Raw genomic sequence first — 24,589 nt, 5'->3', positions numbered from 1 at the left:
GTCGGACGCCGACGGTGTCCGGCCGGTTCCGGAACGGAACCCGCCGGATCGCACCGTCGCGGGCGAGGAGGGGGCGAGCCGTGATCGCGAGCGCGCTGGGAGCGGTACTGGCGGGGGTGCTGGTGGCGCCGGCGCTGCGCGGCCTGGTGGTGCGCTACGCCGTGCCGGAGGGCGAACCGTGGTGCCTGGCCTGCCCGTCCTGCGGGCGGGAGCTGCGCGGCCTGCCGCCCACCGGGCGGTGTCCGGGCTGCCGGACCGGCCTCGGCCCCGGCCCCTGGCGGGTGGAGGCGGTCACCGCCGCCGCGGCCGCCGCCGCGCTCGTCGCCGCGCAGCCGGCGGACGCGCTGCTGCTGCTCTGGCTGGCCGGGCCCGGTGTGGTGCTCGGCTTCACCGACGCCCGGGTGCACCGGCTGCCCTACCCGCTCACCTGGACGCTGGCGGCGGGCCTCGCGGTGCTGCTGACCGCGGTGCAGCTGGCCGAGGGCGCCCCGGGGGTGCTGCCGCGCTGCCTGCTGGTGGCGCTGGCCGCCGGGGTGCTGTTCGAAGTCCCGGTCCAGCTGGGGCTGGTGGGCGCGGGGGACACCGTGCTGGCGCTCGGCCTCGGCGCGCTGCTCGGCCGGTACGGCTGGTCGGCCGCCTTCGCCGCGCTGGTGGCCTTCGTGCTGCTGGCCGGGCTCTGGTCGGTCGCTGTGCTGCTGGCCGCCCTGGTGCGCCGCCGTCCGGTGCGCGGCCGGGAGGTGCCGCTGGGCCCGTTCCTGCTGCTCGGCACCCTGCTGGCGGTGCTCGGGCGTGCCTGACACGCCCAGGCCACCCCTGAGCCCGCCGGATCCCGAAGGCGCCGGTCCCGGGACGCGAACGGGCCCGCCGTACCGGTCAGGTACGACGGGCCCGCCGCCGACGCGCAGGCCCCACCCTCAAGGAGCGGCGCGCCGGGGGGAGTTACGGCATCTGGTGGACGAACGGGCCGACCGTGTTGGCGAAGGCGTTCCCGTTGACGGAGTCCCAGTTGGTGGACCAGGTCATCGCGCCCCGGATGGTCGGCCACTTGGCCGGCGGGACGAAGCTGCCGCAGTTCTTGCCGGTGGCCAGGCAGTCCAGCGCGTTGTTGACGACGCTCGGCGCGACGTAGCCGCCGCCGGCCGCCTTGCTGGAGGCCGGGACGCCGATGCCGACCTGGTCGGGCCGCAGACCGCCCTGGATCTGGGTGCAGATCTGCGAGGTGATGAAGTCGATGGTGCCCTGGGTGTAGACCTTGCCGTCGCAGCCGTTCATGCCGCCCGAGTTGTAGAACTGGGTGTTGACGACGGTCAGGATGTCCTTGGTGTTCAGCGCCAGCTGGAAGTAGGCGCCGGCGGTGGAGTACATCCCGATGGTCTCCGGGGCCATCGTCAGGACGAAGCCGGAGCCGACCTTGGCCTGGAGGCTGTGCAGGGCGTTGGCCATGTAGGTCGGGTTGACACCGTTCTCCAGGTCGATGTCGATGCCGTCGAAGCCGTAGTCCTTGATGACACCGTAGGCGGTGTCCACGAAGGCCTGGGCCGCGGTGGCGTCGTTGACCGAGATGGCGCCGTTCTGGCCGCCGACGGAGAGGATGACCTTCTTGCCGGCCGCCTGCTTGGTCTTCACGTCGGCGCGGAACTGGGCGTCGGTGTAGCCGCCGAGGCCGGTCGAGAGCTCCGGGTCCAGCTTGAAGGTGATGGCGCCGGTGCGGTTGGCGACGGCGTCGGCGAAGGAGACCGCGATGATGTCGTACGCGCTCGGGACGTCGGCCAGCTTCTGGAGGTTGTTGCCCTTGTTGTCGAAGTTGTGCCAGTAACCGGTGATGGCGTGCTTCGGCACTCCGGTGTTCGGGTTGCCGGTGGGCGTCGCGGTGGGGGTCACCGTGGGGGTGGCGGTCGGGGTGGGGGTGACCGTCTGGGTGGGGGTCGGGGTGACGGTCTGGGTCGGGGTCGCCGTCGGCGTCACCGTGGGGGTGGCGGTCGGGGTGGGGGTGACCGTCGCGGTCGGGCTCGGGGTGACGGGGCCGCCCGGACCGCTCAGCACGACGTCGTCGGCGAGGTAGGCGCTCTGGCCGTACCAGCCGTGCAGGTAGACGGTGACGCTCTTGGCGCTCGCCCCGGTGGTGAAGGTGGTGGAGAGCTGGTTCCAGCTGTTCTGGTTGGACCAGACGCTCGGGTCGGTGCCGCCGGTGCCGCGCGCCCCGAGGTAGGCGTACGGGCCCTGGACCCAGGCGCTCAGGGTGTAGCTGGTGTTGGGCAGCACGCTGATGGTCTGGGTGCACTCGGCGGTGTCCGCCGCGCCCGGGGTGGCCTGCAGCGCGCCCGTGCCGGAGTGGACCGGCGTGGTGACGGCGCTCGCGGCGCCGGCGCAGACCCAGCCGCCGAGGGAGCCGTCGAAGCCGCCGTTGGCGACCAGGTTCCCGGCCGCCGCGTTGGCGCCGCCGGCGAAGAGGGCGAGGCCGGTGCCGGCCAGGGCGAGGGCGGTGGCGCCGGCGGCGAGGGCCGGGACGGGGCCGCGGCGCTTGTGCGACGCGGGCCGGTTCAGCGTACGGGCCATGGAGGTGCGCTCCTGTGGGGGGAGGAGCGGCCGCCGCGGTGGGGGGCGCGGCGGCCGCGTGTGGGGGAGGGCATAGCGTCCGAAGTACTGCCTTGACGAGGGCGGTCCGGTGTTCTGTTCCGCCCTGGGAACAAAAGCTGGACTAGACCATTGGGGGTCGTCAAGCATTGAACCGTCGGCTTACGGATTCCTTAAGGAATCGGAGACCGTTCCGTATCCGGCCCCCGGCCGTTCCCCGGAGCGTCCCCGGGGCGCCGTCCCGGTGCGTTCCGGCCACCTTCGGCGCGCCCGTCGCGACACACTTCGCACAGGACCGTGACCCTTCCGCGACCAGTGGCTTTCCCTGCCGCCACGGTGCGGGAGTAGGCTGCGCCGGGGGTTGTGAAGCACCCGGTGAAGTGAGTACGGAGGGGCCGAAAACCATGGGTCTGCGCGATGTCGTCGAACGCACGCCGGGTCTGCGCGTCCTGCTGGACGGGATGTACGGCCTCTACGGTCGCCGGGTCGAGGTGCACCTGGCCCGCACCCCGGACCACATCGGCGTGATCCTCGACGGCAACCGCCGCTGGGCCCGGGCGACCGGCGGCTCCACCGCGTACGGCCACCAGCGCGGCGCCGACAAGATCAGCGAGTTCCTCGGCTGGTGCGACGAGACCCACGTCAAGGTCGTCACCCTGTGGATGCTCTCCACCGACAACCTCGACCGTCCGGCCGACGAGCTGGTCCCGCTGCTCGGCATCATCGAGGACGCGGTCACCAATCTGGCCGCCGCCCGCCGCTGGCGGATCCACCCGGTGGGCGCGCTGGACCTGCTGCCGCAGCACACCGCCGACATCCTGAAGCGGGCCGCCGAGGAGACCGCGGGCATCGACGGCATCACCGTGAACGTGGCCGTCGGCTACGGCGGCCGGCACGAGATCGCCGACGCCGTCCGCTCGCTGCTCCAGGAGCACGCCGGCCGGGGCACCTCGATCGAGGAGCTGGCCGAGATCCTGGACGTCGAGCACATCGCCGAGCACCTGTACACCAAGGGCCAGCCCGACCCCGACCTGGTCATCCGCACCTCGGGCGAGCAGCGGCTCTCCGGCTTCCTGCTCTGGCAGAGCGCGCACAGCGAGTTCTACTTCTGCGAGGCGTACTGGCCGGCCTTCCGCAAGGTCGACTTCCTGCGGGCGCTGCGCGCCTTCGGGGACCGCAGCCGGCGGATGGGCCTCTGACGGGGGCCGCGTCGTCACCGGGGGGCCGGGCCCGGCGGTCCGGCGCGCCGGATCGACCGCCGTAGGGGCTGGCCTACCCGGTGGCCGGGCGAGGCCAAACGTTCACCGGCAATGATCCGTCAGTTCTCCGAGGGCGCGAATGCACCGCCCCCCGCCTGGGAATACTCCGATCAGACCGGCTCCGAGGCCACCGGGGCAGCGGGGCCGGCTTGCCGCGGATGACGCAGGGTCATCCGCCCTGGAGGCCTAGTGGTCAGTTCCAAGAGCCGCCGGACACCAGACCGGCGCACGTACGTTCTCGACACCAGTGTGCTCCTGGCGGACCCGCTCGCCATGACCCGTTTCGAGGAGCACGAGGTCGTCCTCCCGGTGGTCGTGGTGACGGAGCTGGAGGCCAAGCGGCACCACCCTGAGCTGGGATACTTCGCCCGCCAGGCGCTGCGACTGCTCGACGACTACCGGATCCGGTTCGGCCGCCTCGACGAGCCCATCCCGGTCGGCGAGCTCGGCGGCACCATCCGGGTGGAGCTCAACCACTCCGACACGTCGATACTGCCGGTCGGCTACCGGGCCGGCGGCGGCGAGGCCGACACCCGGATCCTGGCGGTGGCCCGGAACCTGCAGGCCGAGGGGTACGACGTCACCGTCGTCTCCAAGGACCTCCCGCTGCGGATCAAGGCGTCCTCGGTCGGCCTGCTCGCCGAGGAGTACCGGGCCGAGCTGGCGATCACCTCCGGCTGGACGGGCATGGCCGAGCTGCACGTGCCGGCCGACGACGTGGACGCGCTGTTCGCGGCCGGCCACGACGCCGGGGTGGACGTCGACGGCGCCGTCGAGCTGCCGGTGCACACCGGACTCGTGCTCACCTCCGAGCGCGGCAAGGCGCTCGGCCGGGTCACCGGGGACGGCCGGGTGCGGCTGGTGCGCGGCGAGCGCGAGGCGTTCGGCCTGCGCGGGCGCAGCGCCGAGCAGCGGGTGGCGCTGGACCTGCTGCTCGACCCGGAGGTCGGGATCGTCTCGCTGGGCGGCCGGGCCGGTACCGGCAAGTCCGCGCTGGCGCTGTGCGCCGGCCTGGAGGCGGTCCTGGAGCGGCAGCAGCACCGCAAGGTGATGGTCTTCCGGCCGCTGTACGCGGTCGGCGGGCAGGAGCTCGGCTACCTGCCGGGCAGCGAGACGGAGAAGATGAGCCCCTGGGCCCAGGCGGTCTTCGACACCCTCTCGGCGGTCACCACCCCGGACGTGATCGAGGAGGTCATCTCCCGGGGCATGCTGGAGGTCCTGCCGCTCACCCACATCCGCGGGCGTTCCCTGCACGACGCCTTCGTGATCGTGGACGAGGCGCAGTCGCTGGAGCGCAACGTCCTGCTGACGGTGCTGTCCCGGATCGGCCAGGGCTCGCGGGTGGTGCTCACCCACGACGTGGCGCAGCGGGACAACCTCCGGGTCGGCCGGTACGACGGCGTGGTGGCGGTGGTGGAGAAGCTGAAGGGGCATCCGCTCTTCGCGCACGTCACGCTGACCCGCTCGGAGCGCTCGCCGATCGCGGCGCTGGTGACGGAGATGCTGGAGGACGTCAACCCGTGATCCGGTGATGTCCGGCGATCCGGGCATTCACGGACAAAAGCGTCAACTCCTGACATGGGGCCCGTTCCTGGCGGAGCGGGCCCTGTCCCTTTCATCACATCGAGTGCTTTGTGTCCGGCGAACGCCGGTTCGGTGAATGTGACATCCGCCACGCAACAGGGAATTGCGTCGACAGGTCCCCGTGCGGCATGGTGAGGGTTCTGTCAGGCCCCGCGTACGGCATGGCAGGGCTTCCGGGAGACCGGGAGTCCGGCCCGGACGGTCCGCCAACTCCGGTCGGTGGGCGCACAATTGAAAACCGTGAGCCGTACGCCGCCCGAATGAAACGCCCGGTCGCCTCACCTCGGCCGGACGCCGGGTCAGTACCTCCCGTGACCAGCACCGTACGGAGGGCAGCGCCAAGGGGCAGGTTGCGCCCGTACGGTCACGCGTGGGCGATGCTGGAAGGAAATCATGTGACTCGGATCTCGGTCCGGGGAGTTGCTGTCGCCTCCGCCACCGCCGTCACCGCTGTCGGTGCCGTCGTGGGCATGGCGTCGGGCAGCGAGGGCAAGACGACGCAGACGGTCGACGTCGCCGGCGCGACCCTGCTTGCCGAAGTCCCCTCTGGCGCCCAGGCGCAGACCATCAGCGACAACATCGGCACGCAGGCATCCGCCCAGCAGGCCGCCGCCGACGCGGCCGCCAAGGCCGCCGCCGAGCAGAAGGCCGCCGAGGAGGCAGCCCGCCAGCAGGCCGCCGCCGAGGCCCAGGCCAAGGCGGACGCCGCGGCCAAGGAGGCCGCTGCCAAGGCCGAGGCGGAGAAGGCCGCGAAGGCCGCCGAGGAGAAGCGCAAGGCCGACGAGGCCGCCGCCAACCGTTCCAAGGCCCGTTCGGCGATGTCCGCCACCGACGGCGCCGCGTCCGCCCCGGCGACCTCGGTCAGCCCCGGTTCGGTGCAGGAGCTGGCCCAGCAGATCGTCGGCAACGACGCCCAGTTCCAGTGCTTCAGCCAGATCGTGAAGCGCGAGAGCGGCTGGAACTACACCGCCACCAACAAGAGCTCCGGCGCGTACGGCCTGGTCCAGGCGCTGCCCGGCTCCAAGATGGCCTCGGCCGGCGCCGACTGGCGCACCAACCCGGCCACCCAGATCAAGTGGGGCCTGAACTACATGAACAGCCGCTACGGCAGCCCCTGCGGCGCCTGGTCGTTCTGGCAGTCGCACCACTGGTACTAGGAACCGGTACCGGCAACGCCGCCGCGGCCCCCGGTCACCCACGCGGTGACCGGGGGCCGCGGCGTTCGCGGTTCACGGACGGGCCGCGCCGCCCGGGTCGCGCTGACCAGTGCGCCCGCGGGCGGTGCGGGCCCGGGTGCGGACGCGGGGACGGGGAGGGGTCCTGGTAACTCCCCGCACCGGCCGGTCCGCCGACAGTTGGCTCCGGGTTCCCGCCCGACTCCTCCCCGTTGCCGTGTGCCTGAAACCACCCGGGAGGTGCTGGTTTGCCCCGGAATCGGCTCCGAAGAACCCGGCCGGATCCCGCCCGCTGGGCGGACTCACCGGCCCCCGGCCGGGTAGCGTCTCCCTGACGGCCGTGGCGGGACCCACGGCGTGCCGCCGCACCGGGGCGGCTCCGGCGGGGAGAAGTGGTAGTGAGCATGGCGCGGGGCGGAAAGGCCTTCAAGGCCGTGGCCAAGGGGATGGCCGTGGCGGCGAGCGCCGCCGCCGTGATCGAACGGCGCCGGCGGGCCGCGATGGCGGCCGACTTCCACGAACCGCCGCTCGCCCCGCTGTCCCCGCCGCCGGCCGATCCGCCGACCGCCGATCCGCCGACCGCCGATCCGCCGACCGCCGACCCGCTGCCGGGTCCGCGGACCGAGGCCGTGGTGCCGCCCGCCGCCGTCCCCGTCGTTGCGGCGGCTTCTCCCGCGCCCGCGCCCCCGCCCGCTCCTGCCCCCGCCCCCTCCCTCTCCCCCTCCCACGGCCACTTCGGCCGGCCGGCCACCCCCGCCGAGGCGGTGCCGTGGAGCCTGCGGGTCGCCGCCGAGTCCACCTGGCGGCTGCTGCTGCTCGGCGCCGCGCTGTACGTGGTCTTCTACATCGTCGACATGCTGCGGCTGGTCGCCTTCGCGGTGCTGGCCTCGCTGCTGATCTCCGCCCTGCTGGAGCCCACCGTCTCCTGGCTGCGCCGCCACGGCGTGCCGCGCTCACTGGCCGCCGGCGGGGTGTTCATGAGCGGACTGGCCGGCATCGGGCTGGTCGGCTGGTTCGTGGTCTGGCAGGTGACCACCAACCTGGAGACCGTCACCAGCAAGGTCAAGGCCGGTGTCGACCAGCTGCGGGACTGGCTGATCACCGGGCCGCTGCACCTGACCGAGCAGCAGATCACCGACTTCGCCAACCAGATCACCAAGGCGATCAGCACCAACACCGAGCAGATCACCTCGGCCAGCATCACCGGCGCGCAGATCGCCGTGGAGGTGCTGACCACCGTCCTGCTCGCCTTCTTCACCACCTTCTTCCTGCTCTACGACGGCGAGCGGATCTGGAACTGGGCGCTGCGCGGGCTGCCCCGGCACTCCCGCTACGCGATGGCCGGCGCCGGCCCGAAGGCCTGGGCCACGCTCACCGCCTACGTCCGCGGCACGGTCTGCGTGGCCTTCATCGACGCGGTCTGCATCGGCGTCGGCATCCAGCTGCTCGGCGTGCCGATGGCGCTGCCGCTCGCCGTGATCATCTTCCTGGGCGCCTTCGTCCCGCTGGTCGGGGCGCTGGTCACCGGGACGGTCGCGGTGCTGATCGCGCTGGTCACCACCACGCCCTGGACGGCGCTGATGGTGCTGGCGGTGCTGATCGCCGTCCAGCAGATCGAGGGCCATGTGCTCCAGCCGCTGATCCTCGGCCGCGCCGTCCGCGTCCACCCGCTCGGCGTCGTCCTCGGCGTGGCCGCCGGCTCCATCATCGGCGGCATCGGCGGCGCCATCGTCGCCGTCCCCCTGATCGCCGTCACCAACACCGTGGTCACCCACCTCCGCCGCCGCAACGAGGCCGGCCAGGCCGTCTTCACCGCCCTCGAAGCCGCCCGCGAAGCCGCCACCCGCCCCCACACCCCGCCCTCCGGCAGCGTCTAGGTGCACTGAGTACGCGAACGGGCCCCTCGCCGGGACTCGGGGGGAGTCCGGGGGAGGGGCCCGTTCGGGGTGGTGCGGGTCAGGCGGTGACGGTCGCGAGGGCGGCCTCGGAGTCGAGGACGCCGGCGACGGCCTGGAGGACGGCGGCGATCTTCATCGAGGCCTGGACGACCTCGCGGTCGACGCCGGCCTTGCGCAGGACGGCCTCGTGGGAGTCGAGGCACTGGCCGCAGCCGTTGATCGCGGAGACCGCGAAGCACCAGAGCTCGAAGTCGACCTTCTCGACGCCCGGAGTGCCGATGATGTTCATCCGCAGACCGGCCCGCATGCTGCTGTACTCCTTGTCGGAGAGCAGGTGCAGCGTCCGGTAGTAGACGTTGTTCATCCCCATGATCGCGGCCGCGCCCTTGGCGGCGTCGTACGCCTCCGGGGAGAGGTTGGCCTTGGCCTCGGGCTCCAGCTCGCGCAGGACGGCGGGGCTGCGGGTGGCCATCGCGCAGGCGAGGACGGTGCCCCACAGCTGCTGGGCGGGGAGGTCGGAGTTGCCGATGACCGAGCCCAGGTTGAGCTTGAGGTCCTTGGCGTAGCCCGGGAGGGCGGACTTCAGGTCGTCGAGGGCCATGGGTCAGCCCGCCAGCAGGGCCTGGGCGTCGAGGGTGTCCTCGCCCTTGTTCCAGTTGCAGGGGCACAGCTCGTCGGTCTGCAGGGCGTCCAGCACCCGCAGGACCTCCTTGGGGTTACGGCCGACGGAGCCGGCGGTCACCATGGCGAACTGGATCTCGTTGTTCGGGTCCACGATGAAGACGGCGCGCTGGGCGGTGCCGTCCGCGTTCTCGACGCCGCAGGCGCTCATCAGGTCGTGCTTGATGTCGGCCAGCATCGGGAACGGCAGGTCGTTGAGGTCCTTGTGGTCCTTGCGCCAGGCGTGGTGCACGAACTCCGAGTCGCCGGAGACGCCGAAGATCTTGGCGTCGCGGTCGGCGAACTCCTCGTTCAGCTTGCCGAACGCGGCGATCTCGGTCGGACAGACGAAGGTGAAGTCCATGGGCCAGAAGAAGACGACCTTCCAGCCGTTCTGGTCCTCCGAGGTGTAGTCCTTGAACTCCAGCTTGTCAGCGGACGGCCCTTCCACGCCCTTGAGGTTGTAGGCCGGGAACTGGTCACCGATCGTCAGCACGTTCGCTTCTCCTGTGAGGGGTGGGGAGTTTGTCCGGTTTGCGGAACGGGTTCCACCATTCCACATCGTGGACTGATCAGGGAAATAGCTACACTCGATGTGTCTGATCGGAGAGAGTTATCAACGCCCCCACGCCCCCCTCCCGCCCCGCCCGTCGCAGGGCTCCCGCGCGCAAACCCGACGCGACTGTGGCGAACGCCACCTCGCGCAGCCCCCGGACACCCACGGTCGCCCAGCTCAAGGCCTTTGTGGCGGTGGCCGAGCACCGGCACTTCCGGGAGGCCGCGGCGGCCACCGGGACGAGCCAGCCAGCGCTCTCCGGGGCGGTCGCGGCACTGGAGGAATCGCTGGGCGCGCAGCTCGTCGAGCGTACGACGCGCCGGGTCATGATCACTCCGCTGGGGGAGCGCGTACTGGAGCATTCGCGCCGGGTGCTCGCCTCCCTGCAGGCGCTCACCGAGGAGGTGGAGGCCGCCCGCCGCCCGTTCACCGGGCCGCTGCACCTGGGCGTCATCCCGACCGTCGCGCCGTACCTGCTGCCGATCGTGCTGCGGCTGGTCCGCGACCGCTACCGGGAGCTGGAGCTGCACGTCCACGAGGAGCGGACGCCCTCGCTGCTGGAGGGACTGGCCGCCGGGCGGCTCGACGTGCTGCTGCTGGCGCTGCCGGCCGGCGGGAGCGCGCCGACCCGGGACATCCCGCTGTTCGACGAGGACTTCGTCCTGGTCGCCCCGCCCGACCACGAGCTGGCCGGCCGGATCGACGTACCGCGCGACGTGCTGCTCGACCTGGACGTGCTGCTGCTGGAGGAGGGGCACTGCCTGCGCGACCAGGCCCTCGACATCTGCCGGGAGGTCGGCGCCGACCCGGCCGGCTCCACCACCCGGGCGGCCGGCCTGTCCACCCTGGTGCAGCTGGTGGCGGGCGGCCTCGGGGTGACCCTGCTGCCCGCCACGGCGCTGGACGTCGAGGCGGGCCGCACCGACCGGCTGGCCGCCGTCCGCTTCGCCCCGCCCGCGCCGGGGCGCCGGATCGGCCTCGCCACCCGGCCGGGCTCGGCCCGCAGCGCCGAGTACGACCGCTTCGCCGCCACGCTGCGCGAGGTGCTGGCCGAACTGCCGGTCCGGATCGTCGAGGCGTAGGGCCGGCCGTCAGGCCCGGGCGGGTGCGCCGAGGCAGAGGCCGACCGTGGTGGCGACCAGCAGGTCGAGCGCCCGGCGGGACTCCTCCTCGGGGTCCTCGCCGGCGGCCTTGAGGACCAGGTAGCGGTCGGTCAGCCCGTTGAAGCCGGCCAGGAAGTACACCGCGATCTCCTGCGCGGACAGCGGCAACGGCTGCCCGTGGGCGGCGGCGAGCCCGGTGAGGAGCTCGGCGGCGGTGGACTCGATCTCGTGCTGGACCGCCCGCATGATCTCCTGGAGGTCCGGGTCGCGCAGCGCCATCGCGGAGAACTCGGTGATCAGCGCGCACCTGCCGCGCTCGCCGACGGCGCTGTCCCACAGCGCGTAGACCATCGTGCGGATCTGCTCGCCGAACGGGCCCTCGTCCGGCGCGGACGCCCGCACCTGGCCGATGAAGTCGGCGGTCAACTGCTCGACGACGGCCCGGTAGAGGTCCTTCTTGGTGCCGAAGGTGTAGTGCACCGTCGCCTGTGCCACGCCCAGCTCGGCCGCGATGGCGCGGGTGCTGCCGGCGGCCACGCCCTCGCGGGCCATCAGGTCGATGGCGGCCTGGATGAGTTGGGGGCGCCGTTCGGCGGCCGGGACATGAGCCATTGGGCCAGGGTATCGCCATGTTCACACAACCAGATCGGACGATCGCGTCACACGCTCTCGTCATTCGACTTTGTCAGATGAACAAGTCGCGCGTACGGTGGTGCGGACGACTGGGCGACCAGCCCGAACGACCCGACCGAAGGTGCACGCATGGCCACGTACCTGTACCGCCTGGGCCGACTCTGTTTCCGCCGCAGGCGCACCGTGCTCGCCGTCTGGCTGGCCCTGCTGATCGCCGTCGGCGGCGCGGCTGCGGCCTTCGGCGGCACGACCTCCGAGGAGTTCAAGGTCCCCGGCACCGAGGCCCAGGCCACCCTGGACCGGATCAAGGGCACCTTCCCCGAGCAGGACCACGGCTCCGCCCAGGTGGTCTTCGCCACCGAGGCGCCCGGCGGCATCGCCGCCCCCGAGAACGCCAGGGCGGTCGGCGAGGCGGTCGCCCGGATCGCCGCCGTCCCGGGCGTCGCCGCCGTTCCCGACCCGTACGCCACCGGCGCGCTCTCCCCGGACGGCAAGGTCGCGCTGGGCCTGGTCTCCTTCGACGGCAGGCTCGGCGACATCACCGACCAGCAGCGCGACGCCGTCCGGGCGGCGGCGGACCCGGCCCGCGCGGCCGGGGTCACGGTCGCCTTCGGCGGCGACGCCTACAACGAGATGGCCCAGGTCGACGGCGGCGAGGTGATCGGCCTGATCGTGGCCGGGGTGGTCCTGGTGGTCACCCTGGGCTCGCTGGTCGCGGCCGGACTCCCGCTGGTCACCGCCCTGATCGGGGTCGGCGTCGCGATGGCCGGGGTGTTCACGCTGGCGGGCTCGTTCGAGATCATCTCCACCGCGCCGGTGCTGGCGCTGATGGTGGGCCTCGCGGTCGGCATCGACTACGCCCTGTTCATCCTCTCCCGGCACCGCCGCCACCTCACCGAGGGGCTGGAGCCGGAGGAGGCCGCCGCCCGTGCCAACGCGACCGCCGGCAGCGCGGTGGTCTTCGCCGGCCTCACCGTCGTCGCCGCGCTGGCCGGCCTGGCCGTCGCCGGTGTGCCGTTCCTGACCGTGATGGGCCTGGCCGCCTCCGGCGCCGTCGTCGTCGCGGTGCTCGTCGCGATCACCCTGCTGCCCGCCCTGCTCGGCTTCGCCGGCCGCGGCATCGACCGGCTGCCGGTCTGGCGGCGCGCGCTGCGGACCACGGGGCGCACGACGCTCGGCGAACGCTGGGCGGGCTTCGTGGTCCGCCGCCCGCTCGCCGTCCTGCTGGCCGGCCTCACCGCGCTGGTCGCGCTCGCCGTGCCCGCCGCGAGCCTCACCCTCGGCCTGCCCGGCGGCGGCTCGCAGGCCGAGGGCACCGACGCCCGCACCGCGTACGACCTGGTGGACCGCAGCTTCGGCCCCGGCTTCAACGCCCCGCTGGTGGTCGTGGTCGACGCCGCCGGCACCGCGCAGCCGGAGCAGGCGGTGCAGGGCGTGGCGGGCCGGCTCGCCGCCCTGCCCGGCGTGCAGACCCTGCTCCCGCCGCAGCTCGACCCGAGTGGCACCGCGCTCGTCCCGGTCATCCCGAAGACCGGCCCGGACCACGCCGACACCCGGCAGCTGGTCACCGACATCCGCGACCAGCGCGAGGCGCTCCAGGGCGGGACCGGCGCGCGGATCGACGTCACCGGCACCACCGCCGCCAACATCGACGTCTCCGCCAAGCTCGCCGACGCGCTGCCGCCGTTCGTCGCGGTGATCGTGGGCATCGCGCTGGTGCTGCTGGCGCTGGCCTTCCGCTCGATCCTGGTGCCGCTGAAGGCGGTGGCGGGCTTCCTGCTCTCCATCACGGCCTCGCTCGGCGCCGTCGTCGCGGTCTACCAGTGGGGCTGGCTGGACGGCCTGATCGACGTGCCGAAGGTCGGCCCGGTGGTCAGCTTCGTGCCGATCCTGCTGATCGGCGTGCTGTTCGGGCTGGCGATGGACTACGAGCTGTTCCTGGTCTCCGGGATGAAGGAGCACCATGTGCACGGCATGGCGCCGCGCGAGGCGGTGGTGGCCGGGGTGCGGGGCGGCGCCCGGGTGGTCACCGCGGCCGCGCTGATCATGATCGCGGTCTTCGGCTCCTTCGTCTTCGGCCACGACCCGATCGTCCAGCCGATCGGCTTCGCGCTCGCGGTGGGCGTGTTCGTGGACGCCTTCGTGGTGCGGATGGCCCTGGTGCCGGCCGCGATGGCGCTGTTCGGCCGGGCCGCCTGGTGGTTCCCGAAGCGCCTGGACAAGGTGGTGCCGCGGGTGGACATGGAGGGCGAGCAGCTGATGGCCCGGCTGGAGCCCGCCGGGAGCGGCACGGCCCCCGGCACCCAGGTGCCCGAGCGGGTCTGACGGACCCGGGAGGTGACCGAGGGCCGCCCCGGCGCACCGCGCCCGGGGCGGCCCCCGCGCGTCACGGCAGTCGCTGCTCGAACCAGACCACCTTGCCGGTGCCCAGCCGGGTCGCGCCCCAGCGCTCGGCGCACCGGGCCACTATCTGCAGGCCCCGCCCGCGCTCGTCCTCCGGCCCGGTCCGGCGCGGCCGGGGCAGCAGCGGGCTGTCGTCGCCGACCTCGCAGCGCAGCCGGGTGGTGCGGACCAGGCTGAGCGTCACCGGGCGGGTGGCGTGCTGGACGGCGTTGGTGACCAGTTCGCTGACCATCAGCTCGGTGGCCTCGGTCAGCTCCTCGAGACCCCAGCGGCGCAGCGTGTGCGCGGCCAGCCGGCGCGCCCGGCCCGGCGTCTCGTTGCGCGGCTGGAGGTACCAGTGCGCGACGTCCCCGGCCGGGATGCCGTCGAAGCAGGCGGCCAGCAGCGCGATGTCGTCGCCCCGGTCGCCGGGCGGCAGGATCCGCAGCGCCTCCTGGCAGAGGTGCTCGGGCGCGTGCCGCTGGGCGCCGGCGAGCCGGGCGCGGAGCAGTTCGAGGCCGTCGCTGAGCGGCCGGTTGCGGGTCTCCACCAGGCCGTCGGTGAACAGCAGCAGGGCCGAGCCGGGCGGCGCGGGCAGTTCGACGGAGGAGAAGTCGACCCCGCCGACGCCGATCGGCGCGCCCGCCTCCAGGTCGAGCAGCTCGGCCGCGCCGTCCGGCCGGACGAGCACCGGCGGCACGTGCCCGGCGTTGGCGAGCACCACCCGGTTGGCGATCGGGTCGTAGACGGCGTAGACGCAGGTCGCCAGGTGCTGTTCGCGGCCGAGCCGCTGGGCCTGCTCGTCCAGGTGGTAGAGCACCTCGTGCGGCGGCAGGTCGAGCGCGGCCAGGGTCTGCGCGCTGGTGCGCAGCTGGCCCATGATGGCGGCCGAGGTGAGCGAGTGGCCCATCACGTCGCCGACGATCAGGGCCACCCGGTTGCCGGGCAGCGGGACGGCGTCGTACCAGTCGCCGCCGACCTGGGCGCCGCGCTCGCCGGGCAGGTAGCGCTGGGCGAGCCGGACGCCGTGCGGCTGGGGCAGGCGCAGCGGCAGCATGCTGCGCTGGAGCTCGTTGGCTATCTCCCATTCGCGGGCGTAGCGCAGCGCGGTGTCGACGGCCAGCCCGGCCTGGGTGGCGAGGTGGGCGGCGGTGGCGGTGTCGGTGGCGTCGAAGCCGGGGCGGCCGCTCTTCGCGGACGGGCGCCGGATCAGCACCAGCAGCCCCAGTACGGTCTTGCGCCCGCGCAGCGGCAGGGCGAGCACCGAGGTCCCCGGGCTGAGCCGGGCCAGGCCGCGGGCGCCGTACAGCTCGCGCAGCAGCTCGGTGGTGCGGGCGCGGCCGCCGTCCCCGTCGGCGCCGAGCACGACCGCTTCGGCGGGGCGGCGGCTGAGGAGGGTGTGGGCGAGCGCGCCGCCGCGGGTGACCGGGGTGGCCGGGCCGGGGTCGGCGGTGGAGCGGGCGCCGTAGCGGCTCCCGTAGCGCGCGCCGTAGCGGTCGCGGCGGTCGTCGCCGGCCGGGCGGCCGCGCCGGCCCAGCCGGGTGCCCTGGCTGTGGTGGATCCGCAGCTGCTCGGGGAAGCCGGGCTCGCGCTCGACGTTGGGCAGCGGGTCGCGCAGGTGGACGACGGCGGCGTCGGCGAGGGCGGGGACGAGCACCCGGCCGACGTTGCGCAGGGTGGCGGCCAGGTCGAGCGCGCTGTTGATCCGCCGGGTCGCGGAGTCGAGGTAGGCGAGGCGCTCGGGGACGTGCTCCGGGGGCGACGACGGGCGGCGCGGGGCCGGCAGGGCAGGCGGCTCTCCGGCCTCGGGATTGAGCTGGTCGCGCACGGGTGCCTGTCCTGGGATCGGTACGGTCTGTGGTCGGTCGGGGGTCTGCCTGGGTCTGACTGTGGTCTGCCGGGGTCCGGCCGGGGTCCGGCCGGGGTCTGCCTGAGGTCGGCGGCCCGGCCGGTCAGCCGGCCCGCCGACAACGGAGGAAGAGCTGCTCCTCCGGCGGCAGCGTGGTGCTGGCGGGCGCGTACGGACGCCCCTCCCGCTCCTCGACCGCGAACCCGGCGGCCAGCAGGACCCGTTCGAGATCCTCCCGCAGGTATCCGCTGATCCGCAGCTCCCGGCCGAGGAACGGCAGGGGAACGTGATCGAGATCCGCCTCGACCATACCGAGCGCCAGGAGCCCGCCGGGCCGCAGCAGGTCGCGCAGCCGCCCCAGCACGGTGGGGATCTCGTCCTGGGGGAGCAGGAACAGCGAGAAGAAGGCGGTGACCGCGTCGAAGGTGCCCCGCCCGGCGGGGCCGAGCCGCGGCGCGTTCCAGGCGGAGCGGGCACGCTCGGTGGCGAGGTCGTACATGTCGATGCGGTGCAGGACGGGCGGGTGCGGGCCCGGGTGGCGGGCCTGCCGGGCCAGGGTCAGCATGACGTCGGAGAGGTCCACAGCGGTGACCCGCATCCCGGCCGCGGCCAGCTGGCGGACGGTCGGGTCGCCGTTGCCGCAGCCGACGTCCAGCACCGCGGCGCCCGGCTCCAGCGCGCTCAGCAGCCGTCGCCCGCAGGCCAGCTGCCCGTCCTTCGAGGGGAACGCCTCCGCGTAGCCGGTGCCGATGGTGTCGAAGGCGACCGCCTGCAGGGCGCGTTCGGCGCGGCGGCGCAGGACGTCGGACCCGTCGTCGCCACCCGCGTCCTCGTCGACGGGGAACGGATCCGATATCTGTCCGGTCGTCACGATTGAGAGGCACCTTTCCGGCCGGGCCTCCGGTCGGCTGGACGAGGCACGAGGCCGGACCGCCGTCTCCTCCCGGCGCCCGCGCTGCCCCGCCGGCCCGCTGCCGGTGGCGGTACGTCACGCTCCCCGCGTCACAATGACTGCATTGCCACGCTGACTGCACGCTGACACTTTGCACAGACTCTTTGCACAGGGACACTCTGCACCGCGGGAGCGCCGCCGCGCTGCCTTTTCCGGATTGCTTCACCGGAGAAGTGCACTCGTGTGTGTACTGGCATCCGAGAATATGCGTGATCACTGCGCCATGGGGTCCGTTTCCGGCCAACTCGTGGCGGTTGGCCGACATCGCCCCTCCCCGGAAGCGCGGGGCGCGCGCCGGGGTGGTGCGGCCGGGCCCCGCGCGCCGTACGGTCGGCCGCCACAGCCGCGCCGACCTGCGGTTTCGTCGATCCGCGGGCCGACAAGCGGGCGTTTATTGAACGTCAATCCGGTCGGTGCACAGTGGAGTCCAGCGCCGGGGAAGCGTTGAAGGCGCTCCCGCAGCCGGGGGCTGCGGGAGCGCCGGACGCTCACGGGGGAAGGCCTCCAGGGGGGACACGGGGGAGCGGAGGCCTTACGGCGCGGGGGGAGAGAGGGGCTCGGTGTGCTGCTGGGAGATGAGGTCCGCCACGGGGGAGGCCTCGGGCACACCGAGCCGCGTGAAGATGGCGTGGGCTTCGCGCAGACACGCCAGGCCACGTGCGGGCTGGGCGAGGGCGAGCAACGCCTCGCCCAGCGCGGCGTCGGCCAGGCCCTGGCAGTAGGCGGAGTCCATCTCCAGGCCGATCGCCAGGGACTCCTCCGCCGCCTCGGCGGCCTCGGCCTGCTGGCCGGCGGCGAGCAGCGAGGAGGAGAGCCGGGCGAGGGTGTAGCCCTCGCGTAGCCGGTTCTGCTGCGACCGGTAGAGCCGGTGCGCCTCGCGCAGGTGCTCGGCGGCGGTCGCGGGAGAGTCGGCGGACGAGAGGACCACGCCGAGCTGGTACAGCGTGTCGGCCAGGCAGGGACCGTTCTTCGAGGCGCGCGCGGTGGCCACCGCCTCGGTGACGGAACGGACGGCGGTCTCGACCAGACCCAGGCCGAGCTGGGCCCGGGCCATGTTGCCGAGCAGCCGTGCCTCGCTGATCGGCGCGCCCACCACCCGGCTGATGGCGAGGGCCTGTTCGAAGAACGGCAGTGCCTCGGCGGAGCGGTTCGCCAGGCTGAGGATGATGCCCAGGTCGTTCGAGGCCGCCGAGCGCAGGACGGTCATCTCCCCGGGGGCCTGGAGGTCCAGGCTCCTGCGCAGCGACTGTTCGGCGCTCTGGAAGTCGTTGGTGATCGACTGCTGGGTGCCGAAGGCGAAATGCACCCGTGCGAGAGCCGCGGAGTCCCCGTACGACGTGGCGTTGCGGTCGGCGGTCTCCAGCATCTGGCGGACCCGAGGGCCGTGCGTCGGGTCCTCGACCAGGCTGTTCAGGACGATCAGCAGGTCGACGGCGGGGCGCAGCAGACCGGCCGGCCCCTGGACGGCGGCCTCGACCGAGCTGAGCAGCAGGCCGATCTCGGTGCGTAGCCACTCCTGCGCGTAGCCGCTGGTGGTGAGCAGGATGCCGGGCGAGCCCGGGGCGTTCAGCGGCTCGGGCAACTGGTCCTCGGGCTCGATGGCCTGCGCGGCGTTGCGGACCGTCGCGAGCAGCAGGTCGAGCACGCGCAGGACGGCGGCCTGCTGTTCCTCGACGTCCCCCACCCGCTCGTTCTGCCGCTGCGCGTAGAGCCGGAGCAGGTCGTGGTACCGGTAGCGGCCCGCCGAGAAGGTCTCCAGCATGTTGGCCTCGACGAGCGCCTCGGCGAGGTCCTCGGCCTCGGTCTCGTCCACCCCGAGCAGCGCCGACACCGCCGGCAGCGGCAGGTCGGGCGAGTCCACCACCGAGAGCAGGCGGAAGGCGCGGGCCTCGGCGGGGGAGAGCTGGCCGTAGCCGAGCCCGATGGTGGTCTCCACGGCGAGGTTGCCGAGTTGGAGCTCGTCCAGGCGCCGGCGCTGATCGGCTAAGCGGCGCGCGAGGTCCGAGACGCTCCACCGCGGACGGCTGGCGAGCCGGGCCGCGGCGATCCGCACGGCGAGCGGCAGGAAGCCGCAGGCCGTCACCACCGCCATGGCCGCCTCCGGTTCGGCGGCGACGCGCTGCTCGCCGACGATCGCGGAGAACAGCGCCAGCGCCTCCTCCGGCGTCAGCTCCTCGACGTCCACCAGGTGCGCTCCGGGGATGCCGGCCAGCCGGGAGCGGCTGGTGGCGAGCACCGCGCAGCTGGAGACCCCCGGGATCAGCGGCCGGATCTGCTCGGCGTCCTGGGCGTTGTCGAGCAGGATCAGCATCCGCCGGCTGGCGAGCAGCGAGCGGTAGTGGGCGGCGCGCTGCTCCAGCGAGTCCGGGCTCTCGGTGACGCCCAGGGAGTGCAGGAAGTCACCGAGCACCACCGCGGGGTCGGCGGGGGAGGCTCCGGCGCCGCGCAGGTCGACGTAGAGCTGCCCGTCCGGGAACTCCGCGCGCACCCGGTGGGCGACGTGCACGGCGAGCGTGGTCTTCCCGACGCCGCCGATGCCGGCCAGCGAGGTGACGACCACGGCCTGGCCGGTGGCGTTCATCAGCACGGCCGAGAGGTCGGCCACCATGTCGGAGCGGCCGCTGAAGTCCGACACGTCGGCCGGCAGTTGGGCCGGGGCCGGCGGGGCGGCGGGCCCCTCCTCGCGGGCGGCGGCCGGCGGCGCGGGCGCGGCGGGCAGGGCCAGCGCCGGGTCCGCGGCGAGGATCCGGGCGTGCATGGTGGAGAGCCCGGCGCCCGGTTCGACGCCCAGCTCGTCGATCAGCAGCTTGCGGGTGTCGGTGTAGACGCCGAGCGCCTCGGCCTGCCGGCCGCAGCGGTACAGCGCGAGCATCAGCAGTTCGCGCAGCCGCTCGCGCAGCGGGTGCTCGGCGGTGAGCGAGTTCAACTCGCCGACGACCTCGGCGTGCAGGCCGATGTCGAGGGCGAGCGCGCACCGCTCCTCGGCGGCCGAGACCTGCCGCTCGCCCAGCCGCAGCCGCTGGGCGTCCGCGTAGGGGCCGGGGACGCCGGTGAGCGGGCGGCCGGCGAACAGGGCGAGCGAGCGGACCAGCAACCGGTGGGCGTTGTCGAGGTCCCCGGCGTTGCGGGCGGTCGCCGCCTCGGCGGCGAGCTGCTCGAAGACCGTCATGTCGAGGGCATCGCCCGGGATGTGCAGCGCGTAGCCGTCGGCGACGGAGACGAGGAACTCGGCGGGCCGCCGCACCTCGCGACGGGGCTCGATCACCGTGCGCAGCCGGGAGACGTAGGTGCGCAGCGCCGCGACGGCCTGGGCGGGCGGGCGGTCGCCCCAGAGGCCGTCGACGAGGTCCTGGGTGGTGACCGGGCGTCCGGCGTGCAGCAGAAGCATCGTCAGGACGGCCTGCTGCTGCGGTGAACCGAGGGCGAGCTGCCTGCCGTCGAGCCAGGCCTGGACCGGACCGAGTACCTGGAAGCGCAGCGCCGGTGCAGGCGGCGTCTCCCGCAACTCCATGTGGTCCCCCGATGGCCTGGTGTCGATTTCCCGGTAGGGCGCTCGGCGGTTCCGCCCTTGTGGTGGTGGCCTCAGCTTAGGCGGGGGGCCGACTCTGCCGGACGGCACGGTCAGCCGCACGATGTTTATCGGACATTTAATCAACCCTACGATACTGAGCTCGCGCCCGCGCCAATCCGGTGGGGGCGGAAGACAGTTTGACGACCGAAAGGCGGCCGACGCATGGCCAACGACCAGAGTGAGTCCCCCGTGGCGACCGTGCCGGCCGACGAGGCCGTCGCCGCGCAGGCCGGCCAGGTTGTCGAGGGCGCGGTCGCCGCGACCTCGGAGCAGGCCGGGTACGCCGAGCCCTCCGCCGACCGCAAGGCCGACCTGGAGGACGACTTCTTCGGCGACGAGGCCCAGTACGTCGCGCAGACCGTGGCGGCGGGCGACGGCGGGGCGACCACCGAGCGCGAGCCGCAGGGCATCATCTCCAGCCACCCGTGAGCAACACCGCACCAGCAGTCCCAGGGGGGAACGCTTGAACACGCTCCGCCGTCTCGCGGTCGTCGCCGTCTCGACGATCGTGGTGACCACCGGCTACCTCGTGACCGCCACCGGCGCCTCCGCCGGCATCATCACCGGTCACCCGTAGCCCACACACATCCGAGTGCCCCGCACCCCCGCCGTCCCGGTGGTGCGGGGCACTCGCACGTCCGGCGCAGGGCCCGGTGGCCGGAATTCGCCGGTGGGGTTGCCCGGGGGCGCGGCCGTCAGGCGGCCTGTGCGGGTGCGGGTGCGGGTGCGGGTGCGGGGTCGGCGCGACCGGCCGGTCCGGTCCGCCCCGCCGGGTCGGCGGCGCCCTCGACGATGCCCCCGCCGCCGGCCGGGGCCGCGGGGGCGAGGTGCTCGGGGCGGGCGGTCCACTCGCAGCCGCCCTCGGGCGCCCGGAGGTAGTGCTCCCCACCGATGGTGTCCATGTAGATGCCGGTGCGTCCGGTCCTGGTGTCGAGGACGGATTCCCCCACGCGCGGCCGGTAGGCCGCGGCGGCGCGCTTTCGGATGCTCACCGCGCTGCTCCTTGCTGCTCCGGTGCGGGCGCGGCGACGGTGGTGGCCGGCCCTGGTCGCTGTCGTGGCTTGGCTTGGTTCGGCTCTGCTCGGCGACTACCCAGCATCTCTAGAGAAGCTAATATCTCTAGAGATGTCAACGGTCGAACCGGTCCTATCGGCTGACCGCAGACCGAAGGCGCGCCTACCATTTCTGGCGAAGGACGAGGGAGAAGGCGATGGTCGGCAGCAGCAGCGGCGAGAAGCAGCCCAAATACCAACGGATCGCCGACACGCTGAAGGCGGCCATCGACGCCGGCGAGTACCGCGCGGGCGACCGGCTCCCCGGCGAGAACGACCTGATGGACGCGTACGGCGTGGCCCGGATGACCGCCCGCCAGGCGCTCGGCGTCCTGCAGAGCGAGGGCATCGCCGAGGCCCGCCGCGGGGCGGGCGTCTTCGTCCGGGACTTCCGGCCGCTGCGCCGGCGCGGGATCCAGCGGCTCGCCCAGGGCCAGTGGGGGTCGGGCCGCTCGATATGGTCGGCCGACATCGACAGCCGCAGCCTCGTCGTCGACCAGGTCTCGGTCACCGAGCAGGGCGCGCCGGAGCACGTGGCCCGGGTGCTCGGCGTCGACCCGGGCGAGCCGATGTGCGTCCGGCACCGGCGCTTCGTGCTGGACGGCAAGCCGGTCCTGCTGTCGACCTCCTACCTGCCGGCCGGCCTGGTCGCGGGCACCGCGATCACCCGCGAGGACACCGGCCCGGGCGGCACCTACGCCCGGCTGGCCGAGATCGGCGCCAAGCCGGTGCACTTCCGCGAGGAGGTCCGCTCCCGGATGCCGGGCGCCGAGGAGGCGGCCCGCCTGGAGCTCTCCGCCGGCACCCCCGTGATCCTCATCTGCCGCACCGCCTTCGCCGACGAGGGCCAGGTCGTCGAGCTGAACGAGATGACCCTGGACGCGGCCTCCTACGTCCTCGAGTACGACTTCGACGCCTGACCGCCGCCACCCGCCGTCACCGGTAGTGGTAGCGGGCCTTGAGGATCTTCACTTCCTTCTCGTCGGCCCGGTAGACGAGGCGGTGCTCGTCGTCGATCCGGCGCGACCAGTAACCGGCGAGGTCGCCCTTCAAGGGTTCCGGTTTGCCGATCCCGCTGAACGGGTCGCGCTGGATCTCGCCGATCAGACGGGTGATCCGCTGAGCGGCCTTCCGGTTCGAGCCGAGCCAGAACAGGAAGTCCTCCCAGGCGTCCGGATCGAGGTGGACACTCCTCACGCCTCACCCGCCAGGGCTTCCAACTCCTCCACGGTCCGGGTGACGCCCGGGTCGCCGGCCCTGTCGCGGGCGACGGCCGCCATGAGGCGCTGGGCGTTCGCGGGGGAACGCAGCAGGTAGATCGTCTCCTGCCAGGAGTCGTAGTCCTCGGCGGACATCAGGACGGCATCACCGCCCCTGGAGGTGATCCTTATCGGGACGTGGTCGTCGTTGACCTTCTTGATCAGGGGAAAGAGCTGCGTGCGTGCGTCGCTGGCGCTGATCGTCATCGGCGTGCCCTCCGGTCAGACGGCTGATCCCGTACCGGAATGGTACGAGTTTCCGGTACGGGACGCGAGGTCGAATCGTCGGCCGGAGACGGCCCCGCCCCGGGCGCGGGTGCGGCCGGGGCGGGGCGGGGGTGCGGGGAGCGCTACTCCTTGGAGCGGACGCGGAGGTTGGTGATGAGCGGGCCCTCGGTGGTCTCGCGGAAGAAGTCGTTGCCCTTGTCGTCGACGACGACGAAGGCCGGGAAGTCCTCGACCTCGATGCGCCAGACGGCCTCCATGCCGAGCTCGGCGTACTCCAGGACCTCGACCTTCTTGATGCAGTCCTGGGCCAGCCGGGCGGCGGGGCCGCCGATGGAGCCGAGGTAGAAGCCGCCGTGCTGGGCGCAGGCGTCGGTGACCTGCTTGGAGCGGTTGCCCTTGGCGAGCATGACCATCGAGCCGCCGGCGGCCTGGAACTGGTCGACGTAGGAGTCCATCCGGCCGGCGGTGGTGGGGCCGAAGGAGCCGGAGGCGTAGCCCTCGGGGGTCTTGGCCGGACCGGCGTAGTAGACCGGGTGGTCCTGCAGGTACTTGGGCATGCCCTCGCCGGCGTCCAGGCGCTCCTTGATCTTGGCGTGCGCGATGTCGCGGGCGACGACCAGGGTGCCGGTGAGCGAGAGGCGGGTCTTCACCGGGTACTTGGAGAGCTCGGCGCGGATCGCGGGCATCGGCTGGTCGAGGTCGATGCGCACCACGTCGTCGTCGAGGTGCTCGTCGGTGGTGTCCGGCAGGTACTTCGCCGGGTCGGTCTCCAGCTGCTCCAGGAAGACGCCCTCGGCGGTGATCTTGCCGAGCGCCTGGCGGTCGGCCGAGCAGGAGACGGCCATCGCGACGGGCAGCGAGGCGCCGTGGCGCGGCAGGCGCACGACCCGCACGTCGTGGCAGAAGTACTTGCCGCCGAACTGCGCGCCGATGCCGATCTTCTGGGTCAGTTCGGTGACCTTGGCCTCCAGCTCCAGGTCGCGGAAGCCGTGGCCGGTCTTCGCGTCGCCGGAGGTCGGCAGGTTGTCCAGGTAGTGCGCGGAGGCGTACTTGGCGGTCTTCAGCGCGAACTCGGCGCTGGTGCCGCCGATCACGATCGCCAGGTGGTACGGCGGGCAGGCCGCGGTGCCCAGCGAGCGGATCTTCTGCTCCAGGAACGAGAGCATGCTGGCCTCGTTCAGGATCGCCTTGGTCTCCTGGTACAGGTACGACTTGTTGGCCGAGCCGCCGCCCTTGGCCATGAAGAGGAACTTGTAGGCGTCGCCGTCGGTCGCGTACAGCTCGATCTGCGCCGGCAGGTTGTTGCCGGTGTTCTTCTCGTCCCACATGGTGACCGGGGCCATCTGGGAGTAGCGCAGGTTCAGCTTGGTGTACGCGTCGTAGACGCCGCGCGCGACGGCGGCCTCGTCGCCGCCCGCGGTGAGCACGTTCTGGCCGCGCTTGCCCATGACGATGGCGGTGCCGGTGTCCTGGCACATCGGCAGGATGCCGCCGGCCGAGATGTTGACGTTCTTCAGCAGGTCCAGCGCGACGAAGCGGTCGTTCGGGCTGGCCTGCGGGTCGTCCAGGATGCGGCGCAGCTGGGCGAGGTGGGCCGGGCGCAGGTAGTGCGAGATGTCGTGCATCGCCTCGGCGGTGAGCAGCCGCAGGGCCTCCGGCTCGACCTGGAGGAAGGTGCGTCCGCCGGCCTCGAAGGTGGAGACGCCTTCGGAGGTGAGCTTGCGGTAGGGGGTCGGGTCAGCGCCCAGGGGGAGCAGGTCGCTGTACTCGAAGTCCGGCGTGGGAGCCATGGGGGCGGTCCTTAGGTGTCCAGTGTTGCCGGTGTTCCGGCTGCGTCGGCGAAGCACCCTGGAG

The 24,589-nt window shown here is 73.1% G+C and carries 20 protein-coding genes; 9 read left to right on the top strand and 11 right to left on the bottom strand.

Annotation, left to right across the window (positions count from 1 at the left end):
* Positions 1–80: 80 nt before the first annotated feature.
* Entirely contained in the window at positions 81–797 is a 717-nt protein-coding gene (locus tag ACFCLZ_RS16400; RefSeq protein WP_380285632.1) for a prepilin peptidase, read from the top strand.
* Positions 798–939: 142 nt separating this feature from the next.
* Here ACFCLZ_RS16400 and ACFCLZ_RS16395 read toward each other — a convergent pair whose 3' ends face one another.
* On the bottom strand, positions 940–2,556 hold the full coding sequence (locus ACFCLZ_RS16395; RefSeq protein ID WP_380285631.1) for a chitinase: 1,617 nt from the start codon (positions 2,554–2,556) through the stop codon (positions 940–942).
* A gap of 422 nt (positions 2,557–2,978) precedes the next feature.
* Between ACFCLZ_RS16395 and ACFCLZ_RS16390 the strand changes: the two genes are divergently transcribed.
* The 4 genes from ACFCLZ_RS16390 to ACFCLZ_RS16375 all read left to right on the top strand — a co-directional run bounded on the left by ACFCLZ_RS16390 (position 2,979) and on the right by ACFCLZ_RS16375 (position 8,469).
* On the top strand, positions 2,979–3,773 hold the full coding sequence (locus tag ACFCLZ_RS16390; RefSeq protein ID WP_380285630.1) for an isoprenyl transferase: 795 nt from the start codon (positions 2,979–2,981) through the stop codon (positions 3,771–3,773).
* A 249-nt stretch (positions 3,774–4,022) separates the two neighbouring features.
* Positions 4,023–5,357: a PhoH family protein gene (locus ACFCLZ_RS16385; RefSeq protein ID WP_380285629.1), complete on the top strand. Its 1,335-nt coding sequence runs from the start codon at positions 4,023–4,025 to the stop codon at positions 5,355–5,357.
* 455 nt (positions 5,358–5,812) lie between these two features.
* Positions 5,813–6,574 carry a transglycosylase SLT domain-containing protein gene (locus ACFCLZ_RS16380; RefSeq protein ID WP_380285628.1) on the top strand — a complete coding sequence of 254 codons (762 nt, stop codon included), beginning with the start codon at positions 5,813–5,815 and terminating at the stop codon, positions 6,572–6,574.
* 422 nt (positions 6,575–6,996) lie between these two features.
* Positions 6,997–8,469, top strand: coding sequence for an AI-2E family transporter (locus tag ACFCLZ_RS16375; RefSeq protein ID WP_380286191.1), 1,473 nt, complete (start codon positions 6,997–6,999; stop codon positions 8,467–8,469).
* A 79-nt stretch (positions 8,470–8,548) separates the two neighbouring features.
* Here ACFCLZ_RS16375 and ACFCLZ_RS16370 read toward each other — a convergent pair whose 3' ends face one another.
* The gene (locus ACFCLZ_RS16370; RefSeq protein WP_380285627.1) at positions 8,549–9,091 is read right to left on the bottom strand and encodes an alkyl hydroperoxide reductase; all 543 of its coding nucleotides are present in this window, start codon (positions 9,089–9,091) and stop codon (positions 8,549–8,551) included.
* 3 nt (positions 9,092–9,094) lie between these two features.
* Positions 9,095–9,646: a peroxiredoxin gene (locus tag ACFCLZ_RS16365; RefSeq protein ID WP_380285626.1), complete on the bottom strand. Its 552-nt coding sequence runs from the start codon at positions 9,644–9,646 to the stop codon at positions 9,095–9,097.
* Between the two features lie 188 nt (positions 9,647–9,834).
* Between ACFCLZ_RS16365 and ACFCLZ_RS16360 the strand changes: the two genes are divergently transcribed.
* A complete protein-coding gene (locus tag ACFCLZ_RS16360) occupies positions 9,835–10,788 on the top strand; it encodes a LysR substrate-binding domain-containing protein (RefSeq protein WP_380285625.1) in 954 nt (317 codons plus the stop codon).
* A 9-nt stretch (positions 10,789–10,797) separates the two neighbouring features.
* On the opposite strand, the gene ACFCLZ_RS16355 is transcribed toward ACFCLZ_RS16360, so the two are convergent.
* Positions 10,798–11,421, bottom strand: a complete 624-nt coding sequence (locus ACFCLZ_RS16355) for a TetR/AcrR family transcriptional regulator (RefSeq protein ID WP_380285624.1) — start codon at positions 11,419–11,421, stop codon at positions 10,798–10,800.
* 150 nt (positions 11,422–11,571) lie between these two features.
* On the opposite strand from ACFCLZ_RS16355, the gene ACFCLZ_RS16350 reads away from it, so the two are divergent.
* Positions 11,572–13,767 carry an MMPL family transporter gene (locus ACFCLZ_RS16350; RefSeq protein WP_380285623.1) on the top strand — a complete coding sequence of 732 codons (2,196 nt, stop codon included), beginning with the start codon at positions 11,572–11,574 and terminating at the stop codon, positions 13,765–13,767.
* A 61-nt stretch (positions 13,768–13,828) separates the two neighbouring features.
* Here ACFCLZ_RS16350 and ACFCLZ_RS16345 read toward each other — a convergent pair whose 3' ends face one another.
* The 3 genes from ACFCLZ_RS16345 to ACFCLZ_RS16335 all read right to left on the bottom strand — a co-directional run bounded on the left by ACFCLZ_RS16345 (position 13,829) and on the right by ACFCLZ_RS16335 (position 20,136).
* Positions 13,829–15,652 carry a SpoIIE family protein phosphatase gene (locus tag ACFCLZ_RS16345; RefSeq protein WP_380285622.1) on the bottom strand — a complete coding sequence of 608 codons (1,824 nt, stop codon included), beginning with the start codon at positions 15,650–15,652 and terminating at the stop codon, positions 13,829–13,831.
* Between the two features lie 124 nt (positions 15,653–15,776).
* Positions 15,777–16,544 carry a class I SAM-dependent methyltransferase gene (locus tag ACFCLZ_RS16340; RefSeq protein ID WP_380285621.1) on the bottom strand — a complete coding sequence of 256 codons (768 nt, stop codon included), beginning with the start codon at positions 16,542–16,544 and terminating at the stop codon, positions 15,777–15,779.
* A gap of 613 nt (positions 16,545–17,157) precedes the next feature.
* Positions 17,158–20,136, bottom strand: coding sequence for a BTAD domain-containing putative transcriptional regulator (locus ACFCLZ_RS16335; RefSeq protein WP_380285620.1), 2,979 nt, complete (start codon positions 20,134–20,136; stop codon positions 17,158–17,160).
* 222 nt (positions 20,137–20,358) lie between these two features.
* Here ACFCLZ_RS16335 and ACFCLZ_RS16330 point away from each other — a divergent pair, with 222 nt between their 5' ends.
* Positions 20,359–20,625 (top strand): hypothetical protein, encoded by a 267-nt coding sequence (locus ACFCLZ_RS16330; protein WP_380285619.1) that lies wholly within the window; start codon positions 20,359–20,361, stop codon positions 20,623–20,625.
* 266 nt (positions 20,626–20,891) lie between these two features.
* Here ACFCLZ_RS16330 and ACFCLZ_RS16325 read toward each other — a convergent pair whose 3' ends face one another.
* Positions 20,892–21,188, bottom strand: coding sequence for a hypothetical protein (locus ACFCLZ_RS16325; RefSeq protein ID WP_380285618.1), 297 nt, complete (start codon positions 21,186–21,188; stop codon positions 20,892–20,894).
* A 218-nt stretch (positions 21,189–21,406) separates the two neighbouring features.
* Between ACFCLZ_RS16325 and ACFCLZ_RS16320 the strand changes: the two genes are divergently transcribed.
* A complete protein-coding gene (locus tag ACFCLZ_RS16320) occupies positions 21,407–22,168 on the top strand; it encodes a GntR family transcriptional regulator (RefSeq protein ID WP_380285617.1) in 762 nt (253 codons plus the stop codon).
* 16 nt (positions 22,169–22,184) lie between these two features.
* Here ACFCLZ_RS16320 and ACFCLZ_RS16315 read toward each other — a convergent pair whose 3' ends face one another.
* The 3 genes from ACFCLZ_RS16315 to ACFCLZ_RS16305 form a co-directional block, all read right to left on the bottom strand.
* The gene (locus ACFCLZ_RS16315) at positions 22,185–22,445 is read right to left on the bottom strand and encodes a Txe/YoeB family addiction module toxin (protein WP_380285616.1); all 261 of its coding nucleotides are present in this window, start codon (positions 22,443–22,445) and stop codon (positions 22,185–22,187) included.
* Entirely contained in the window at positions 22,442–22,714 is a 273-nt protein-coding gene (locus tag ACFCLZ_RS16310; protein ID WP_380285615.1) for a type II toxin-antitoxin system Phd/YefM family antitoxin, read from the bottom strand. Before ACFCLZ_RS16310 ends, ACFCLZ_RS16315 begins: the two co-directional genes overlap by 4 nt.
* A 143-nt stretch (positions 22,715–22,857) precedes the next feature.
* On the bottom strand, positions 22,858–24,525 hold the full coding sequence (locus tag ACFCLZ_RS16305) for a fumarate hydratase (protein ID WP_380285614.1): 1,668 nt from the start codon (positions 24,523–24,525) through the stop codon (positions 22,858–22,860).
* Between the last annotated feature and the right edge of the window lie 64 nt (positions 24,526–24,589).

Origin of the sequence: Kitasatospora purpeofusca, from assembly GCF_042691725.1 — a bacterium.
GTDB classification, from domain to species: Bacteria; Actinomycetota; Actinomycetes; order Streptomycetales; family Streptomycetaceae; genus Kitasatospora; species Kitasatospora purpeofusca_B.
Note: the sequence above shows the minus strand (reverse complement) of the source record. Positions and strands in the feature narration are given on the sequence as shown.

Excerpts from the sequence above, each read along its gene's own strand:
- ACFCLZ_RS16395 (WP_380285631.1), bottom strand. The coding sequence starts at position 2,556 with ATGGCCCGTACGCTGAACCGGCCCGCGTCGCACAAGCGCCGCGGCCCC.
- ACFCLZ_RS16390 (WP_380285630.1), top strand. The coding sequence starts at position 2,979 with ATGGGTCTGCGCGATGTCGTCGAACGCACGCCGGGTCTGCGCGTCCTG.
- ACFCLZ_RS16375 (WP_380286191.1), top strand. The coding sequence starts at position 6,997 with ATGGCGCGGGGCGGAAAGGCCTTCAAGGCCGTGGCCAAGGGGATGGCC.
- ACFCLZ_RS16370 (WP_380285627.1), bottom strand. The coding sequence starts at position 9,091 with ATGGCCCTCGACGACCTGAAGTCCGCCCTCCCGGGCTACGCCAAGGAC.
- ACFCLZ_RS16355 (WP_380285624.1), bottom strand. The coding sequence starts at position 11,421 with ATGGCTCATGTCCCGGCCGCCGAACGGCGCCCCCAACTCATCCAGGCC.
- ACFCLZ_RS16350 (WP_380285623.1), top strand. The coding sequence starts at position 11,572 with ATGGCCACGTACCTGTACCGCCTGGGCCGACTCTGTTTCCGCCGCAGG.
- ACFCLZ_RS16335 (WP_380285620.1), bottom strand. The coding sequence starts at position 20,136 with ATGGAGTTGCGGGAGACGCCGCCTGCACCGGCGCTGCGCTTCCAGGTA.
- ACFCLZ_RS16330 (WP_380285619.1), top strand. The coding sequence starts at position 20,359 with ATGGCCAACGACCAGAGTGAGTCCCCCGTGGCGACCGTGCCGGCCGAC.
- ACFCLZ_RS16320 (WP_380285617.1), top strand. The coding sequence starts at position 21,407 with ATGGTCGGCAGCAGCAGCGGCGAGAAGCAGCCCAAATACCAACGGATC.
- ACFCLZ_RS16310 (WP_380285615.1), bottom strand. The coding sequence starts at position 22,714 with ATGACGATCAGCGCCAGCGACGCACGCACGCAGCTCTTTCCCCTGATC.
- ACFCLZ_RS16305 (WP_380285614.1), bottom strand. The coding sequence starts at position 24,525 with ATGGCTCCCACGCCGGACTTCGAGTACAGCGACCTGCTCCCCCTGGGC.